The sequence below is a fragment of the Gillisia sp. Hel_I_29 genome (genome assembly GCF_000744275.1).
Classification (GTDB): Bacteria; Bacteroidota; Bacteroidia; order Flavobacteriales; family Flavobacteriaceae; genus Gillisia.
Genome location: NZ_JQLP01000005.1, coordinates 1,820,812 through 1,838,238, shown reverse-complemented (window position 1 = coordinate 1,838,238; position 17,427 = coordinate 1,820,812). Strand labels below are relative to the sequence as shown.

Here is a 17,427-nt window from a genome sequence, read left to right as displayed (position 1 = left end):
CTTTCTAATGTTAAAGGATTCTAAAGATTGAGCAGATTCTTGCCTGAATTGCCGGTCATTGCTTGGTCGGCACACTATCGCAAGTTGGCGGAGTAGGGAAGCGGATTTGCCGACTTACCGTTTTTGTTTCCTGGTTTTCTAAATTACGCTTTTTCGACAACACCCGTCTTTATTTGCGATGAACCGACTTGTTGTGCAACGTATTTTTACTATAAATCTAAAATACCGAAAGCTTCTGTGTGAGGTACATCAATGGAAATAATCGAAAATTTTGGAGTCACCCTTCTTTTTAATAGTGCGAGAGTGTTTTTTGATCGCACATCAGACGTCACAAAATGGGATATTGTTTTATCTAAATCGGCTTGCGCAAATAATTTTGAATCGTTTGGAATTATAGCCCTAGGAGTTAATTTTTCAGTTTCAATTTTATTTTCACTAAAAATGATTTTGGCAAATTCGCCAGTTCTTTCTCCTTCTTTTAAATTGAATGGAATAATTTGAAGGTCTTTTAAGGGTAAATCTTCTAATTTGCCTAAAACGCAATATTCTGCAACTGAAATTGTTGAAATTTTCAAGGTTACATCGTTCTCCAAGAAATATTTGTAATAACCTACTGCATTTCTATGAAGGGGATCTTCGTCATTTAGTAATCGAATAAAAAAACTAGTGTCTAATAAAACGCTATGCTTCATAACCTCCCCGCATATTTAACAACCAATCATCTGCATTTATTCCTCTCCAATTATTTTTTGCTTTATTAATTAATGTATTCAGATAATCGTTATCAAATTTTGGATTGTAATCTATTAATTCTAGTAATTTCAAAGATTTTGTGTCAATTTCTCCAGTTTCCACATTCTGTTTTCCAGATGCTCTAACACCGAATTTTTTATATAAAAGGTTTTCTTCTCTTTCTTTCAAAAATTCTTCTCCAGTTTCTATTGATAAGTAACCGTAATCTTTTGTATCTAGATGTATGTTAGCCTTACTTTTTCCTCCTGCATCTTTTAAAACACCATAGAAATAAAATTCTGCATCCGACCAGATATTTTCTGTACGAAAGAATTTTGTGGAGGGATTAATCTTTAATTCATAGTCCTTTTCTAAAGAAGTCTTAATTTGAAATTCATAATTCTTTTGACGAGACATTTTTTGAATTTCCTCTAAGGCCCTTGCAGTTTTTAATTCTAAAAAATCAATATTGTTTTGCGCTTGAACTTGAGAAAGTAAAGCACTAAATCCAATAACCGCTTGAATAGAAGTTTTAAAAATGTGGCGAACCGATCCTTCTTCTATATCATAGGTAATAATCGGTCTATCTTTTTTATTATTTGGATACAACAAATCCTCGACATTTTGCAAAATGGATGCAATCTGCTTAATATCATAGTTGTCTGGACTTAATTCAAGATTTCCAGACTTTCCTACGACTCTAATTTCTATGTCACCAATTTTTTCCACAAATCAAAAATACAATTATTTTATATTGAAGTTGAATTTTCATTAAATATGTTGCACAACTCCCCACCTAAAATACCCTTTTAATTAAAAAAAATACCAGGATAAACCCAGTTTTACTAAATATAAAACCTTAAAATAATAGAAGAATACGGAAAACCGTAAAGAAAAGAGTTGTGAGTATAGTTAGAGAATAAGCAATCAGTTGGAACTATAGACTTTTCAATTTGAAGTTGAGGTATACCAGAATTATTTCTACAAAAACAATTAGACCAGTTAGTGAAGCTTATTTTTTCGAAATTGAATAATTATTTCCCCAATTTCTTGAAAAAATTATGAAGGGTAATTCCTTGACCATCACAAATTTTTTCGAGAGTTTCCACCGGAATACGATATTCTGCTTTTCCTCTAATTTTTCTTATGATTCCTTCTTCTACGTTACATTTATCAGCGAAAGAACGTTGCGATCGTTTCTGATCAAGCCATGGCTTTATCCACTCCCTATTTATAAAATCACAAATAATAAAATTTATACCAGCCATATAACAAAAGAAGAGGAACTTTGAAAAATAATTGCGCACGATCGTACGCACTTAAAAATTTTTATATATATTTGAGTGATATTATATTTGCGTTTACTTCTAAAAATATAGAAGCATACGCTTTGAATCTCGTATAGGAAAACTGGCGTTTTAATATTACCACGGGATGATAAGTGATCATGCTCACGCTCATAAAACGGCGTGGGCTCACTTATTTGTGGTAAAGGTACCGCCAGTACCTCCTATACAATAAGTTGAGTTCCACGTCTATTTTTTAGTTCGAACTACGTCATTTCTCTTCTTAATTTTCAAAGTGATTTTCTACAATTTTTTAAGTCTCGCAACACCAAAACAACTGTTTTGGTTATCTTAAAGTATGTCTAATCTTAGGCTTGTTGCGGGACAGGCCAAAATTTTTACAATCCCGTGGGTGCTGTGATACCCTATTTTTTTTTACAGCGTGGGTTGGGAAAAGCCTTAAAAGGGCTTGGGAACATTAGTAATAGGTTTGCAGTTTCGGCTATAGGGAGCCGGGATACCCTTGCTCCTCCATCGAGAGTAAAGGGACTATTTGAATTAAGCTCAAAGCCTTCCCTGAAGATTGGCGTCTGGAGGGGAAGGCCTAAGCTTAAGTAAAACAATGTTTCACTTAAAATCACACGTAAAATTATGAAAAATAATTACTCGCGCCTTAAATGGGTGGCGCTAATTATTATAGGCGGGATACTCTTCTTCCTTGCTAGTGCTGCTAATGCGGCAACCACTGCCCCACTGCCCTTGCAACAGCAAGAAATTTCAGGTGTAGTACAAGATCAAAACGGGATTCCTATACCTGGGGTGACCGTTACAGTTAAAAATACCAACAGAGGAACAATAACTAACCTGGATGGCGAGTACAACATCACTGCTCCTGCCAATGGCATTTTGGTCTTTTCCTATATAGGATATAAAACTGTAGAAATCCTGGTAGATAACAACGAAGAAATTAGCATTCAATTAGAGGAGGATGTTTCTGCGCTTGGCGAAGTAAAAATTAATGCTGGTTACTATAATACTACCAGGCGCGAGAGTACAGGTAATATTTCTAGGGTAACTGCTGAGGAAATAGAACTACAACCGGTGGTGAGTCCTATTCAGGCACTCCAAGGGAGAATGGCTGGGGTAGAGATAACTCTGGGAGGCAGTAATCCGGGTACAGCTTCAACAATTCGAATAAGGGGTACAAACAGCCTTCGTGACGAAGGGAACTACCCCTTATATATTATTGACGGGGTTCCTATTAATTCTACCCCGGTAGAAACCAATTCAATAATAGGTACTGCCGGTTTAGACCCACTAAACAATTTAAATGTTTCCAACATTGAAAGCATAGAAGTCTTAAAGGATGCTGATGCTACTGCTATATACGGGTCGCGTGGGGCCAATGGGGTTGTTTTGATCACAACTAAAACCGAGAAACAACGTGGAACAGGTCTGGAAGCCAGGTTTTTTAAGGGTGCCGGAACCGTGCCCAACCGGCTGGATTTATTGAATACCCAGGAATACCTTGAAGTCAGGAGGGCTGCTTTTGAAAATGACGGCGTGGAACCTACACAATACAATGCCTATGATTTAGTTTTATGGGACCAGGACCGCTATACCGATTGGCAGGATTTTCTTTATGGGGGCACCTCGGAAACCACCAATGCAAATATTACCTTCTCTGGTGGGAATGATAATACCTCTTTCCGCTTTGGGGGATCTTATTTTAAACAGGGAACGGTTTACCCGGGAGATTATGATTACAATAAAGTCACTGGAGATTTTAGCTTGAACCATAGATCGGCAAACAACAGGTTCAATTTAAACCTATCGGTAAATTACGGGGTAGATATTAATAACCTGGTGGGTAACCTTAGTTTAAATTCATCAGTATCCCGCCTCCCCCCAAATGCACCGGAAGTATTTAATAGTGATGGCTCCTTGAATTGGGAGGATTGGGCTGTAGCTGGTTTAAACAACCCTCTTGAAGGGAATTTTAATAAAAGTGAAACCAAGACCAATAACCTTATTTCCAACGCTTCGTTGTCCTACCAGTTCTTTAAAGGATTAAGGCTTAAAACCAATTTGGGCTATACGCATTATAACAGCGAAGAATTTTGGATGCTGCCCAGCAGGTCTTACAGTCCTGATAGTAGTTTCCCCAATATATCTACCCATACTAGTTCAACCCGGAAATCCTGGATTGTAGAACCCCAGTTAATTTATGATTTAGCATTTTCAAAATTCAATCTAAATGCAATTGTAGGAGCTACTTTCCAGGAAAATACAACAGACAGGGTAAGCTTTCAGGGAAGCGGTTATGCTTCTGAAGCACTTATCGGGAATATAGCTGCGGCTGAAAATATTATAAACGCCAGCAATGCAAATTCAGTTTACCGGTATGCTGCCCTCTTTTCACGAGTGGGAATAAATTGGGATAGGAAGTACTATCTAAATTTAACCGGCAGAAGGGACGGTTCTTCCCGCTTTGGACCTAACAAAAGATTTTCAAATTTTGGAGCTATTGGTGCTTCCTGGATATTTAGCGATGAAAATTTTATAGGTGACAACCTCTCATTTCTAAGCTTTGGCAAAATTAGAGGAAGTTATGGGATAACAGGCAATGACCAGATTGGGGATTATGGTTTTTTGGATGCTTATGAAGCTACCGTAGGTCCTGGCGGTTTGTACCCTACCGCCTTATCTAATCCTGATTATTCCTGGGAAACCAATAAAAAGCTGGAAGTAGGTATTGAATTGGGTTTTCTAAAAAATCATTTACAGGTAAATCTTAGTCGGTATCGAAATCGATCTTCCAACCAGCTAGTTGGATACGCATTACCTTATATTACCGGTTTTAATTCCGTCCAGGCCAATTTACCTGCCACCGTAGAAAATACAGGTTGGGAGATTGAGGTTAACAGCCGAAATTTTTCCAATAAGAATTTTCAATGGGAAACTTCGTTTAACCTAACTTTCCCAAAGAACGAGTTAATAAGCTATCCCGGTATTGAGCAATCATCCTATGCCAATACTTATCGCATTGGGCATCCGTTAAATATTTCCCTCCTATACGATTATACAGGTTTAGATCCCGAAACAGGATTTTATACCGTGCGTGATGTAAACCAGGATGGTAGTATAGATTATGAAGATCGAATAAATATCCAGGATCTTAATAGGGAATTTTACGGGGGGATTAATAATAACCTTACTTACAAGAACTTTTCTTTACAATTTCTATGGCAGTTTGTAAAACAGCAGGGGAGCCATACATTATTTAATGCAGGCAGGGATTCCAACCCAATAGACAAGGTTTTAACCGACGAAGGCTACCAACAATATTCCCAATCAACCCAGGCTTCAACTGCCTTTATGAATGTGGTTAATACCGATTTTTCAATACAGGATGCTTCTTATCTGAGACTGAAGACCTTATCGCTTGGATATAATTTACCTGAGGCCCTAATAGGAAAAAGTGCCATAGAGAACTTCAGGTTATTTCTTCACGGACAGAACCTACTAACCTTTACCCCTTACGATGGACTTGACCCCGACGAGGCCGTATCGGGGGCAGGATTTTCGAACCTGCGAACTATCACGGCAGGAGTTCAAATTAATTTATAAATCACTAAAGATGAAAATTAAAATATATACCTATAAGACTGTAATCGCATTGCTTGGTTTTTTATTATTCTCGTGTGACGATTTCGTTGAAGTTCCAGCACCTAATAATAAACTAATTCGCGATGATGTATTTAGAAGTGAAGAAACTGCAATTAGTGCCCTGAAAGGCATCTACAATCAATTATTTGTTGCGGCCTTTTGTAATGGGTCGAAAAGTAGCGTCACAGTATTGGCTGGTTTATCTGCAGACAATATCCAGAGCTTAAGAACCTCCAATGTAGAATGGATGCAATTTCAGGAAAATGAGCTTACGCCTGATAACCAGAGCAATTTCGAATTATGGCAGGGAGCCTACCAGATAATATATCTTACCAATTCATTTCTGGAAGGCGTTGCATCTGCCGAAGATTTACCTACTGACCTGAAATTACGCCTGGAGGGCGAAGCGAGATTTGTGAGGGCCTTTGCCTACTTTTATTTGGTTAACCTCTATGGGGATGTTCCGCTGGTACTCTCTTCGAATTATCGTAATAATGAGTTGGCATCCCGTACTCCTTCCGATGAAATTTATAACCAGATAATCGCAGATTTGGAAATATCCAGGGAAGTCCTGGAGAGTGAGTACCCTACAGGTGAAAGAATACACGCGAACTATTACACGGCTACTTCATTATTATCCAGGGTGTATTTATACCTGGAAAACTGGAGTCTGGCAGAAAGTTTAAGCACGGAGGTTATTCAGGCGAATTCCAGCTATGAAATTTTAAATAATCTTAATGAGGTATTTCTTGCAAATAGTTCGGAGGCAATTTGGCAGATCTCGCCTATTGGGAATGGAGAGATGACCACACATACACGTGAGGGTAATTTTTTATCATTGATCCGGTACTTTATTTTTTTGCCTCGGTTAAAATATCCGGAGATCTATATGCTGCCTTCGGTTCTGAGGATAAAAGACTAATGGAATGGCTCGGTTACAGCGAACCTGTTGACGCATATTTCCCTCATAAATATAAAATAAGGAATAGCAGTGACTTTCCTATAGTAGAATACTCCATGGTATTTCGACTTGCTGAACAATACCTGATAAGGGCTGAGGCAAAATTCCAACAAAATGATATATCAGCCGGTCTGGAAGATTTAAATGTATTACGTGATAGAGCAGGAATTGGATCCCTTTCTCTTGATAATATCAATACCGAGGAGGAAGAATTAATAGCCATTATTCTTGAAGAACGACGAAGGGAATTGTTTGCCGAATGGGGGCATCGGTGGTTGGACCTAAAACGTACAGAAATGGCAGAAAAAGTTTTAGGCGATAACAAACCCTCCTGGGAGCAAACAAATTTATTATTCCCCATTCCCCAGGAGGAGCGTTTAAAAAACCCCAACCTTTCACAAAATCCCGGATATTAAATTTAAAAATATGAAAATTATTTATAAATGCTTTTTACCATTCTTCCTCTTGGTTTATTCTTCCGTGAATGCCCAGATAAACAAAGAAACACAATTACCAATGGATCCCAGTACAATTGATGGGGGTATCATCTATGGGGTGTTAGATAATGGTTTTACTTATTATATAAAACCAGTTGATTCATTACCTGATATAAAAATGAATTTGATGGTTAAAGTAGGCTCATACTATGAAAGCGATGAAGAGGTAAATTTCGCCCACGCCGTTGAACACCTGTCTTTTAGAGCCACAAAAAATTTTCGGAAGCAAAAAGGCTTAGCCGGGAATACAAAGCTGTTGTCAGCTTTAGGAATGAGTACGGAAGACTTAGGTGGTATGACTGGTGCTGATCAGACTAATTATTTTTTAAAAGCCCCGGTAACTGAAAAAGCTCTGAAAACCGGTATTCTTTGGTTTAGCGATATTATGTCTGGTCTTGATATTTCTAAGCAAAGTGTTGATAGAGAAAGGGGGGTGCTCTTACAGGAATATTTATTAAAACAAAATGAAAGTGGAAGCAATAGAATCAAGAACCAGTTAAAATCAATGTTATTTCCCTGGATCTCTGATAGGAAAAATTTTGTCTGGCATAATAAAAATTTTCCCTATGAGGATTTACAGATGTTTTATGAAAAATGGTACAGGTCGGATAGGGCGGCTCTTAGTATCATTGGGAAGATTCAAAATCCAGCACAGTTAAAAAGCCTTATTAAAAAACAATTTGAAACCCCAAGATCAACAACACCACCAAATTCGAAAAATGATGTGGTTACTAGGTCTTTGAAAAAAAGACCGGGATTCGGGATCGTGAAAAGTCAAGTACAGCATACTAATAATTCGGGAAAACATTCGGTTGAAATTCACCTGAATTACGCAAATAAAATAACACCGGAAGATAGCAGAATGATGTCAGGTATCGAACAAAAAATACAAGCCGACTTACTTAGTAAGGTGTTAAATAAGCGTTTCAAGGAACTACAAAACTCTTTCCACAAATCCTCAGAATTTTATAGTATGTATAGGCCGTTTGTCGAACTTTTGGAGGAGAGAGAAATCAATAACAATTTCAAAGTTGTTATTAGGACAGATACGCTAAAAAAAAAGAAAGCCCTACAGGATGGTATTGGACATTTGAAACAGCTAAAAAAATACGGGATTAAAAAATCTGAATTCCAAGAATCGAAAAAAGAACTTTTAAGTGAGTATCCGCTTATTAGCGATAGTAATTATGGCTATTGGCAGCAACAAATAAGGGATCATTTTATCAGGGGAGAATCGCTTCCAGAACATAAGAACTCCAAGATAAGATCATTCATAAAAAACTTATCGCTTGAGGAAATCAATAAATTTGCCTATGATTTTGTTTCCGGTATGCCTGAAGATATAGGTATAATTCTTCCTCAATACTATAAGACTGAATTAATTTCTGAAAAATTCACTAGAAACTATATCTCTAAATCATTTAGTAAGCCAGTTACTGCTTACGAACTTCCTGAAACTATTGACTATCTAATCTCTCCAGAGGAAAAACAAAACTTGAAGATTGGTAATCCAATGTCCATAAATGATGGTGTTTTAGAAAGTAAAGAGTATGTATTATCCAATGGTATAAAATTAATTCTAAAGCCTGATAAATATTCGCAAAGTGATAAAATGACAATTCGTGGATTTTCTAAAAATGGAGCATCTTGTTTTCCAGAAAAAGATCATAATTCGGCGATTCTAGCTCCTTCTTTGGTTAAAAATTCTGGAGCAGGACAATTTGATAAATTTGAATTAAACCGATTCTATCAAACTACCACCTCTTTAAAAAAAGGTGTGGATCTTTATGTTAATTATAACGAAGCGGGTTTGAAGGCAAGTGTAAATAACGACGAGTTAGAAATCCTTATGCAATTGATTTATCTATTTTTATCCAAGCCCCATCAGAATCAGTTGGCTTATGAGCACTGGAAAAGAGAGCAGTTACTTTTTTCTGAAACAGCAATCAACCCGATAAATGACTTAAATAACAAACTCAACGAATTAATTGAAGATAAAAGTGCGCCACCAATTGGTGCCAAAAGGATTGAGGCGATAAAAGAGGTTGAGCTGAATAAAGCCTTAGATATATACAATGGGCTTTTTACTCGTCCCGGAGAATTAACTTTTATTATTACCGGAAATTTTGAGAAAGAAAAATTACTTCCTATCATCCAAAGATATCTTGGCAATCTACCTACACATTTTAAATCAGATTCTGAAATAGTATGCGAACCTGGGAAACCTATAAGTTTAGCGGAGGGTCCTATTTCAAAAAGTATTAACCTGGAAAATTCACAAAATGCGGATAATGCATATTATGCTTTGGCTTATATAAAGGGAAAAGAAAGCATTGGTGATTGGAAAGAGGAGTTAAAAGTAAAGGTACTAGGAAAAGTTGCAAATGCTTTATTATACAGGTTGCGAAATGAGGAGGAACTCGCATTATATTATTTTTCAGCTGGGGGATATTACAACCGCGCTATGGGCCGATATGAATTAAAGTTTAGGCTTAACTGTACTCAAGAAGAACTGTCCCTGGTAGAAAAGAAAACGAAGGATATTATTGATGATATACAACGGGGCAATTTCTCGGAAAGTTATTTACAAAAAGCAATAGAAGAATTGATTTCTCAATATCAGCAATTTGAAGATTTATCTCTTTGGAATAATGAATCCTTGTATCGTCATTATAAATATAATGAGCCAATAATTAAGGTCGACGAAATCCAGAATTTTTTATCTTCTTTAACTGTTGAGGATATTGAGGAAACAGCGCAAAAATATTTTAAAAACGAGTTTAAATATGAATTGAAAAGTAAAAGTAAGCAACAATTTTAAAGTACCTTAAAATAAAAATAGCACATTGTATGAAGATACAATGTGCTATCATTAAACTTCTACCTGACCATTAGAATGGTGGAGCGATCACAATTGGATCACCTGTGTCATTCTTTTTTAAGGTAGAGGTGTCCATCTCGTCGTAAACGCGATAAATCGGTCCATTTTCACCAAGTTGTACCCGGCAATCCTCAGGCCCGGAAGTTGTACACGGTTGCTCGGCAATTTCTTCCCATTCACCATTAATCAGCAAATAATCATTTGCCTGGTCTTTAACTTCTGGTTCTGGATTCTCGCTTGTAAAGGACATGCCTAGAACAACAAGAAGGGCCATTGCTGGAATTAAAAATAACTTTTTCATAATATAAAGTTTTAATATATACCTACTCTTTGAAGGATTTTCGGCTTCTCCTACTTTCTGCGCAAAAAGATTTATAACGTTTCTTTTATGGTGTAAATATTCCAGTGCATTACTGAAAATTGAAAGTAGTATAAGCTTATGGCTACTATCATTTACAATAGTAAATTTCATCAAATAAGCTCAAAGAAAATGGTCGCTAAAGCCGAAAAACTATTCTGTTATTGAATTGACCAGGCATTCTCCATTCTATATTGCGAAGGCGTCGGACCATATTGGAGCTTGAAATTTTTAGAAAAATGTGAATGATCCTTAAAACCGCATTTTTGCATAATTATGGATATAGGCAATTCCGTACTTCGAATTAAAAGGGCACCTTTTTCAAGTCTTTTTTTCATATGGAACCTGGGTATCGTAGTCCCATACATTTTCTTGAATTCTTCTTTGAGTTTAGTTTTGTTCGTACGGTGAATAAGTCCTAATTCCTTAAGGGAGGGCAGCTCCGTATGCAGGTTCCGGAGAATATAGAGACGCACTTGTTTTAGGAGTAATTTTGTTGCGGCACTTTCCTTTTTTCCTGGTTTTGAAGACCGGGCGGTATTCCTATCTTTCTCATCCTCCTCATCTTTATTTCCGAAACGAAAAGCGGTAATTGCAAAAGAACAGTCTGAATTAATGCCCGTCATCTTCTGAATCGTACAAGAAGCTCTGTAAAGGCTTTTATTTTCAGTTAGAAAGTCTAAAGGGATTAATCGCTGATAAGGTTTTTCACCATTTGATTCCAATTCCTCTTTTAAAACTTTTACCGAATTACTGGAAAGAATTTCTGAAACTGGCCTATTAATTTTCTTTTCATCCCATTTCAGGATCTTGGGAGTTTCGCTAGTATAGGAAGTTATATGATAATTTTCATCCAGGAATATTGAAAAATGGAATTCCGGGTGTTCTTCCCGCTGCTGGGGTTTGAAACAGGAATTATAAATTTCTTCGGACATCATATTTAGCAATACACCAATAGTGTCTAGCGGATCCCTACGACCGGACGGTTCCTGGCGTAACATAAAATTACCACAGGCAATTTCAATGATCTGCTGGTACAAAGAATTGAATCTCATTTTCTCTTCGTTGCTGATTTCCTTTTCCATAATTATTATTTTATTAATGGTTACTTTTTATAGTCCTGCAAGAACGCAAGCGCCTTTTCCTTATCAGTAAATACTCGGGTAGGATAAGCCGGGTTATTTGTTTTAATATACATCTGGGCGATTGCCATGGCGTGCTCATCTTCAACGAGTAGGGCGAGTGCCGTTGTCATATATGCACCTTCAATAGCCAAATAATCCCTGGCTTGTTTTTGTGCGATGGTGACAGCCCTTAGGTCACAAAATATAGGATATGAATTTTCATTTTGCAGCTGTAACCGCTGGCTTACGATCTGTTTGGCCATACTCCTATTGATCTCATAAATTTCTTTATAGACAAAGTAAAGGATCCCCCTGGAAATCCACATTTTTGCATAGGTACCATCCACAACCATCCCGTAATAATTTGGATATCACTAATATAAAACAAAATTTCAATACGTCTTACCAGAACATTTTCCTTGATTTTATGCACTATGTTATAAAGTTATTCTCATAGGTTTTAATGGCATTTGAACGAAAAGCCGAATAACTGTTCTGAAAAGACTTTTTATTATAACGCACAGAATTATAATAGATATTTATCATAGCTTGAAATGGAAATTTTCATATCAAAAGTTATGGCTAAGGTTAAACACAATAATTTCCTGGATACGGTTGATGAAGTAATCACCAATGCAACAAATGCCGGGGTAATCCATCTCCATGCAGAAGGCAATGAATTAAACGGACGGCGTATAACCATCAACGGGAAACCTTCTTATCACTTCGGTACAACGGGTTATTTAGGCCTTGAACAAGATAAAAGGTTAAAAAGCGCAGCAATAAATGCTATTGAAAAATACGGAACCCAGTTTCCTTTGTCCAAAACATATATTTCGCACCCGCTCTATGCGCCCTTAGAAGAAAAAATTTTCCAAATGTACGAGCATCCCATACTCATTACAAAAAATAGTACACTTGGACATTTAGCAGTCATTCCCACTGCTGTAAGAGCTGGTGATGCGGTGATCTTGGATCACCAGGTACACTGGAGTGTACAAAGTGCCACGGAGGTTTTAAAATCAAAAGGGGTAACAGTAAGGATGATCAGGCATAACAATATGGATATGTTGGAACATTATATCAAAGACTTAAGAAATAAGGCCAATAAAATTTGGTATATGGCAGACGGGGTTTATTCCATGTATGGGGATTATGCCCCTTTACAAGACTTAATGGAGTTATCCAAAAAGTACCCGCAGTTACATCTTTACATTGATGATGTTCACGGAATGAGTTGGAAAGGAAAACACGGTTCGGGGTATGTTATGTCTGAATTGAAAGAGCTTCCGCAGAATATACTATTATTCGGCACTTTGAGTAAAACTTTTGGGGCTAGTGGTGCGGTGCTGGTATGTCCTGATAAAAAATTGCATAAAAAAATTAAAAATTTCGGAGGACCCCTTACATTTTCAGCCCAATTAGAACCTGCTTCAGTTGCTGCTGCCACTGCTTCTGCGGAGATTCATCTCTCCCCTGAAATCTATGAACTACAGTCAGATTTAGCTGCTAAAATTGATTACTTTAATCAACTGTTAGAGACTTCGAATTTACCCCTGGTACATAAGAATACCTCCCCGGTATTTTATATTGGTACAGGGCTCCCGGCTACAGGGTATAATTTTGTAAGCAAAATGATGGAGGCCGGTTTTTTTGTCAATCTTGGTTTGTTTCCGGCAGTTCCGGTTAAAAATACCGGGGTTAGGGTGACGATTTCCAGACATAATGAAATGAAAAATATAAAAGCATTGGTAGATGCGATGAGCTTTTACTTTCCCATAGCAATGGAAGAAACCCATACTGATTTAAACAGGATTTACAAATCATTTGGAATTCAAACAACCGAAAAAACCAATCTTCCAACTACTCAAATGGATGAGCTAAACCTGGAATACTTCGAAACCATTCAACAAACAAATAAACTGGAATGGGATACCTGCTTTTCCGGGAAAGGTACTTTTGACTGGGATGGTCTTGATTTTTTGGAGAAAGTGTTTACCAATAATAATTTACAGGAGCATAACTGGGGCTTCCATTACATTACGATAAAGGACAAAACAGGAAAAATGATATTGGCGGCACCCCTTACCAGTGCGCTTTTAAAAAATGATATGCTTTCTGATGCAAATACCTCGAAAGCCATTGAAGAAATTCGTGAACAGGATCCCTATTATATGACCGATGTCGTTCTATCCTTAGGCTCGGTTTTTTCAGAGGGAGCCCATTTGTTTTTAGACGATGATCATCCATTACATATTCGCTCGATGCGGTTATTTCTGAAGAAAATTGATGAAATAAAGGCCAAGGTGAGGGCTAAACTCATCATTTTAAGGGATTTTAAAAAAACAAATACGTTGAACACTTTTCTTCACAAACAAGGTTTTATTTCCATAGATATGCCCGATTCCTGTGAAATTGCCAATTTCAATTGGCGAAATGAAGAACAATATATTTCCACACTCAGTAAACGCTCCAGGAAACATTTCAGAAAGGATATCAAGGCATTTGAGAACTATTTTAAAACCAGGATCGTATGCTCCCCTACCCCAGAACAAATTGACAAATATTACCAGTTATTTGAAGAGGTTTGGAGTAACAATTTAGGAATTAACACTTTTAAATTTCCTAAAAAGCTATTTACTGAAATGGTTAAAAGTCCGAAGTGGGATTTTCTAACATTATATCTTAAAGCAGATAATCCCGACGCATTGGATAAGATCGTAGGTGTGATGTTTATAACGCGATCTGGAAAAACTTTCATACCCGCTTTTGTAGGCGTGGATTATGAATATAATGAAAAATTAAATGTCTATCGCCAGCTTTTACTCCAGGCAATAAAAACGGCCGGGATTTTAAAGTTCGAAAAAATTAATTTTGGCCTTAGCGCCAGTTTTGAAAAAAAGAAATTGGGAGCCACTTTAATACCTAAAATAGCCTATGTTCAAGCGGATGACAACTTTAGTCTTGAAGCTTTAGATTGGTTACGTAAAGATTAACACCCCCCCTTTGAAGCATATTTTTTAATATTTACCCTATAAAAAGCCGTATTGAAAATAGCACAGCAAAGGCATTATTTGTTTTTATTAAATACAAATCTCATGTTCGAGAAAACAATGTCTATATTCAGCGAAAATGTTGAAAGCCTAATTCAGTCAGGTAAATCTGATTTGAAGAAAGCTGAAGATGGCATTAGTTTATGTATTAAAATTCTTTCCAAATTACAAAAGCAAGTTGATAAGAATGATTTTGAAAATACTCAAGCGGAAATTGAGTTTTTTAAAAATATAAAACCTTTCCCGATGAGCTATCTTATTTATTTTACCGAAGTCAGGTCTTGTGAATTAAAGCTCCCGAAAGTCGGTAACTCTCATAAAGTTCGTTATTTGGAAAAGGAGATTAAAAAGATCAATAGATTTTTTTCTGAAAATAACAGTTTTGTCAACTATATGGAGCAAAACCACAATTACCTGGATCCACAATTTTTCAGTCGCAGTGGAAAAATGGATTTCTCCTTTAGCCCAACTATTAACTATTATCAAAATCCTGAATTTTCGACCAGCCACGATATGCTTTGGTCTAAAGTCCAGGCTTTATACAGGTACATCCATTATATCCGAGAGAAATTAGAATTGATACAGCCCGGAAGCATTGGGAATTTCCGGGAACGCCAACCAAATTTATTACGATGGTCCGGATCCAAAACTTCTTTAGTAGAGGTAATCTATAGTTTATATCTTAAAGGAGATATCAACCATGGGACTGCGGATCTTAAAACGCTTATCTCTGCCTTTGAAGATTTTTTTAATATTAAGCTCGATAACTATCATAAAACATATGGTGAGATGAGAGCCAGAAAAGATCCTAGAAGTAAATATCTTCACCAAATAGCTGCAAAATTGGAAGCAAAAATGCGCCAGGATGATGAAAGGTGAATTTTCGAAGTAAATCGTAACTACGAAAATCAGCTCTACATTAATTTTACAAAGAATTTCTGCTACTTCCCTCCTACCTTTACCTCAAATTATAGCAATCCTCGTCATTTTCTATTAAACGTTAAACTTTTTCGTACTACGAAAAACCTAGGGAATTATTTCCTGCAAACAATTTCAATTTTATAGAACAATTATAAACCAGGTCAGGAACAAACAAATGAAATGTTCCGAGCCATAAAATTTGTTCTATTATGCCAACATCAATTATTACTACAGACGATCTTCAGGATTTCAAAATGGAATTACTCGAAGACATTAAACAACTGTTGAACCAGCAAAAATCAGGTAAAATAAAAAAATACCTGAAATCTGCAGAGGTCATGGATTATTTACAAATAAGCCCGGGAACGCTTCAAAATTTACGAATAAATGGGACGCTACCCTATACTAAGATAGGAGGTATTATTTATTACGATGCTGCTGAAATTCAAAAGGTCATGGAAGAGAATCGTGTACTTAATTTAGATCTATAGCAATGAACTATATCAAGCAATTAAACGCCGCTTTTGAGAAGTTCTATTATGATGATCGCTTGAATCCTACCCATATTAGCTTATATATGGCCTTATTCCAGGAATGGAATAGTAGCCGGTTTGCAAAGGATTTTTTTGTAAACCGCAGGGATTTAATGCAAGTAGCCAAGATCGGTTCTAAATCTACCTATCACAGGTGTGTAACCGATCTTGATAACTGGGAATACCTTTGCTACTTCCCATCAAATAATCCTTACAAAGGCAGTAAAATTAAGATGGCCATTATTGGGACAGGTGATGAACCTGCAGAAGACTATTACGATCCCAAATTAGAACATCTTGCGGAACGCTACCATCCCATACGAGAACCAGTAGTGAACCGGTACCCTCCCAATAATGAACAAGCTGTGTACTCGCAGCGTCCCTCAGGTGGACAAGTATTGGTATCTACTATAAACAATACTAAACCAATAAAACATAATAAACAACCAAACAGCTTGCAGATAGTTTTAGATTTTTTTAATGATAAAAATTTTAATCCTGATGATGGAAAAGAGTTTTACGAGTACTATGAAGACAGGCAGTGGCAGACAAGCGATGGTTCTGACGTGAGAGATTGGAGAGCTCTAGCAAAATATTGGGTCGAACAAAAATCGTTTATGAAAGAAAAAAATAGATTAAATAAAAAGCAGGAGGTGTCCCATTTCCGGGACAACTTGCGAACCACTAAAAATAAAGATTATGGACAACCCCTCTAAAATAACCGAAGGCGGTGTGGAGTATTCCCTGGGGAAATTCGATGGGACTTGCGTTCATTATGACTTTCCCAAAATTTTAAAATATCTCGATGCTAAGGGCAAGCTACTTTTTGGAAAGCAATTTAAGATTTACAAAGAAGACAAGGCTATTCTCTTAAAACTCACCTCCTATTTCATCCGGGATGAAGCAATCTGTAAAAAATATGGTCTCGATCTAGAAAAGGGAATATTACTGTCCGGGCCTGTAGGATGTGGTAAGACTTCTCTAATGAAGCTCCTAAGGCATTTGGCTCCCAGGCAGCGTCCTTATGAAATGATTCCCTGCCGAAATGTTACATTTAGTTTCAACCATATAGGCTATAAAACTATTAAGGATTATGGCGATACTAAGTTTTTTTGTTTTGATGACCTTGGCGTAGAACCCCCTGGAAGATTCTATGGTAAGGATCTAAACGTTATGGGTGAAGTGCTGTTATCCCGGTATGAACTCTTCCTTGAGACCCGTAAAAAGCTAAGGACCCACGCCACTACGAATTTAAATGCAGAAGAACTGGAAGAACGATATGGTAACCGTGTTCGTAGCCGGATGCGTGAATTATTTAATTTAGTAGCTTTTGATAGGAATGCTGGGGATAAGAGGAAGTAGATGAGTTTTTAGTAACTTGGATCTATCTTTAATTTCAAATATTGAATATT

General features: G+C 36.8%; 15 protein-coding genes. 9 read left to right on the top strand and 6 right to left on the bottom strand.

Annotated elements, in window-relative coordinates; genetic code table 11:
* Positions 1-209: 209 nt before the first annotated feature.
* The 3 genes from P163_RS13545 to P163_RS13535 form a co-directional block, all read right to left on the bottom strand.
* A complete protein-coding gene (locus tag P163_RS13545) occupies positions 210-692 on the bottom strand; it encodes a hypothetical protein (RefSeq protein ID WP_034892294.1) in 483 nt (160 codons plus the stop codon).
* Entirely contained in the window at positions 682-1,461 is a 780-nt protein-coding gene (locus P163_RS13540) for a hypothetical protein (RefSeq protein ID WP_034892291.1), read from the bottom strand. Before P163_RS13540 ends, P163_RS13545 begins: the two co-directional genes overlap by 11 nt.
* A gap of 305 nt (positions 1,462-1,766) precedes the next feature.
* Positions 1,767-2,000: a hypothetical protein gene (locus P163_RS13535; protein ID WP_034892288.1), complete on the bottom strand. Its 234-nt coding sequence runs from the start codon at positions 1,998-2,000 to the stop codon at positions 1,767-1,769.
* A 669-nt stretch (positions 2,001-2,669) separates the two neighbouring features.
* On the opposite strand from P163_RS13535, the gene P163_RS13525 reads away from it, so the two are divergent.
* From P163_RS13525 to P163_RS13515, 4 genes are read left to right on the top strand one after another with little or no spacing between them, the layout of a single operon-like run.
* Positions 2,670-5,648 (top strand): SusC/RagA family TonB-linked outer membrane protein, encoded by a 2,979-nt coding sequence (locus tag P163_RS13525; RefSeq protein WP_034892283.1) that lies wholly within the window; start codon positions 2,670-2,672, stop codon positions 5,646-5,648.
* Between the two features lie 10 nt (positions 5,649-5,658).
* A complete protein-coding gene (locus tag P163_RS13520; protein ID WP_316930082.1) occupies positions 5,659-6,609 on the top strand; it encodes a RagB/SusD family nutrient uptake outer membrane protein in 951 nt (316 codons plus the stop codon).
* On the top strand, positions 6,609-7,064 hold the full coding sequence (locus P163_RS18775) for a RagB/SusD family nutrient uptake outer membrane protein (RefSeq protein ID WP_316930081.1): 456 nt from the start codon (positions 6,609-6,611) through the stop codon (positions 7,062-7,064). The genes P163_RS13520 and P163_RS18775 overlap by 1 nt, the downstream gene beginning before the upstream one ends.
* A 10-nt stretch (positions 7,065-7,074) precedes the next feature.
* Complete coding sequence (locus P163_RS13515; RefSeq protein ID WP_034892280.1) at positions 7,075-9,966, top strand: M16 family metallopeptidase; 2,892 nt, start codon at positions 7,075-7,077, stop codon at positions 9,964-9,966.
* Positions 9,967-10,036: 70 nt separating this feature from the next.
* Here the strand turns inward: P163_RS13515 and P163_RS13510 are convergent, their stop codons facing one another.
* From P163_RS13510 to P163_RS13500, 3 genes are all read right to left on the bottom strand, one after another.
* Positions 10,037-10,327: a DUF6520 family protein gene (locus tag P163_RS13510; protein WP_034894404.1), complete on the bottom strand. Its 291-nt coding sequence runs from the start codon at positions 10,325-10,327 to the stop codon at positions 10,037-10,039.
* Between the two features lie 218 nt (positions 10,328-10,545).
* On the bottom strand, positions 10,546-11,469 hold the full coding sequence (locus tag P163_RS13505) for a helix-turn-helix domain-containing protein (RefSeq protein WP_034892277.1): 924 nt from the start codon (positions 11,467-11,469) through the stop codon (positions 10,546-10,548).
* 20 nt (positions 11,470-11,489) lie between these two features.
* Complete coding sequence (locus tag P163_RS13500; protein ID WP_034892272.1) at positions 11,490-11,861, bottom strand: STAS/SEC14 domain-containing protein; 372 nt, start codon at positions 11,859-11,861, stop codon at positions 11,490-11,492.
* 225 nt (positions 11,862-12,086) lie between these two features.
* Between P163_RS13500 and P163_RS13495 the strand changes: the two genes are divergently transcribed.
* The 5 genes from P163_RS13495 (at position 12,087) to P163_RS13475 (ending at position 17,377) form a co-directional block, all read left to right on the top strand.
* Entirely contained in the window at positions 12,087-14,504 is a 2,418-nt protein-coding gene (locus P163_RS13495; protein ID WP_034892269.1) for a bifunctional aminotransferase class I/II-fold pyridoxal phosphate-dependent enzyme/GNAT family N-acetyltransferase, read from the top strand.
* Between the two features lie 102 nt (positions 14,505-14,606).
* Positions 14,607-15,440 (top strand): RteC domain-containing protein, encoded by an 834-nt coding sequence (locus tag P163_RS13490; protein ID WP_034892266.1) that lies wholly within the window; start codon positions 14,607-14,609, stop codon positions 15,438-15,440.
* Positions 15,441-15,691: 251 nt separating this feature from the next.
* Positions 15,692-15,973, top strand: a complete 282-nt coding sequence (locus tag P163_RS13485) for a helix-turn-helix domain-containing protein (RefSeq protein ID WP_034892262.1) — start codon at positions 15,692-15,694, stop codon at positions 15,971-15,973.
* A 155-nt stretch (positions 15,974-16,128) separates the two neighbouring features.
* A complete protein-coding gene (locus tag P163_RS13480; RefSeq protein ID WP_316930080.1) occupies positions 16,129-16,731 on the top strand; it encodes a hypothetical protein in 603 nt (200 codons plus the stop codon).
* On the top strand, positions 16,715-17,377 hold the full coding sequence (locus P163_RS13475) for an ATPase (RefSeq protein ID WP_034892256.1): 663 nt from the start codon (positions 16,715-16,717) through the stop codon (positions 17,375-17,377). Before P163_RS13480 ends, P163_RS13475 begins: the two co-directional genes overlap by 17 nt.
* Positions 17,378-17,427 lie beyond the last annotated feature (50 nt).

Bases quoted from the DNA above. Each gene is read 5' to 3' on its own strand.
- P163_RS13485 (WP_034892262.1), top strand. From the start codon at position 15,692: ATGCCAACATCAATTATTACTACAGACGATCTTCAGGATTTCAAAATG.
- P163_RS13495 (WP_034892269.1), top strand. From the start codon at position 12,087: ATGGCTAAGGTTAAACACAATAATTTCCTGGATACGGTTGATGAAGTA.
- P163_RS13525 (WP_034892283.1), top strand. From the start codon at position 2,670: ATGAAAAATAATTACTCGCGCCTTAAATGGGTGGCGCTAATTATTATA.
- P163_RS13505 (WP_034892277.1), bottom strand. From the start codon at position 11,469: ATGGAAAAGGAAATCAGCAACGAAGAGAAAATGAGATTCAATTCTTTG.
- P163_RS13535 (WP_034892288.1), bottom strand. From the start codon at position 2,000: ATGGCTGGTATAAATTTTATTATTTGTGATTTTATAAATAGGGAGTGG.
- P163_RS13480 (WP_316930080.1), top strand. From the start codon at position 16,129: ATGCAAGTAGCCAAGATCGGTTCTAAATCTACCTATCACAGGTGTGTA.
- P163_RS13520 (WP_316930082.1), top strand. From the start codon at position 5,659: ATGAAAATTAAAATATATACCTATAAGACTGTAATCGCATTGCTTGGT.
- P163_RS13475 (WP_034892256.1), top strand. From the start codon at position 16,715: ATGGACAACCCCTCTAAAATAACCGAAGGCGGTGTGGAGTATTCCCTG.
- P163_RS13515 (WP_034892280.1), top strand. From the start codon at position 7,075: ATGAAAATTATTTATAAATGCTTTTTACCATTCTTCCTCTTGGTTTAT.
- P163_RS13500 (WP_034892272.1), bottom strand. From the start codon at position 11,861: ATGGTTGTGGATGGTACCTATGCAAAAATGTGGATTTCCAGGGGGATC.
- P163_RS13510 (WP_034894404.1), bottom strand. From the start codon at position 10,327: ATGAAAAAGTTATTTTTAATTCCAGCAATGGCCCTTCTTGTTGTTCTA.
- P163_RS13545 (WP_034892294.1), bottom strand. From the start codon at position 692: ATGAAGCATAGCGTTTTATTAGACACTAGTTTTTTTATTCGATTACTA.
- P163_RS13490 (WP_034892266.1), top strand. From the start codon at position 14,607: ATGTTCGAGAAAACAATGTCTATATTCAGCGAAAATGTTGAAAGCCTA.
- P163_RS18775 (WP_316930081.1), top strand. From the start codon at position 6,609: ATGGAATGGCTCGGTTACAGCGAACCTGTTGACGCATATTTCCCTCAT.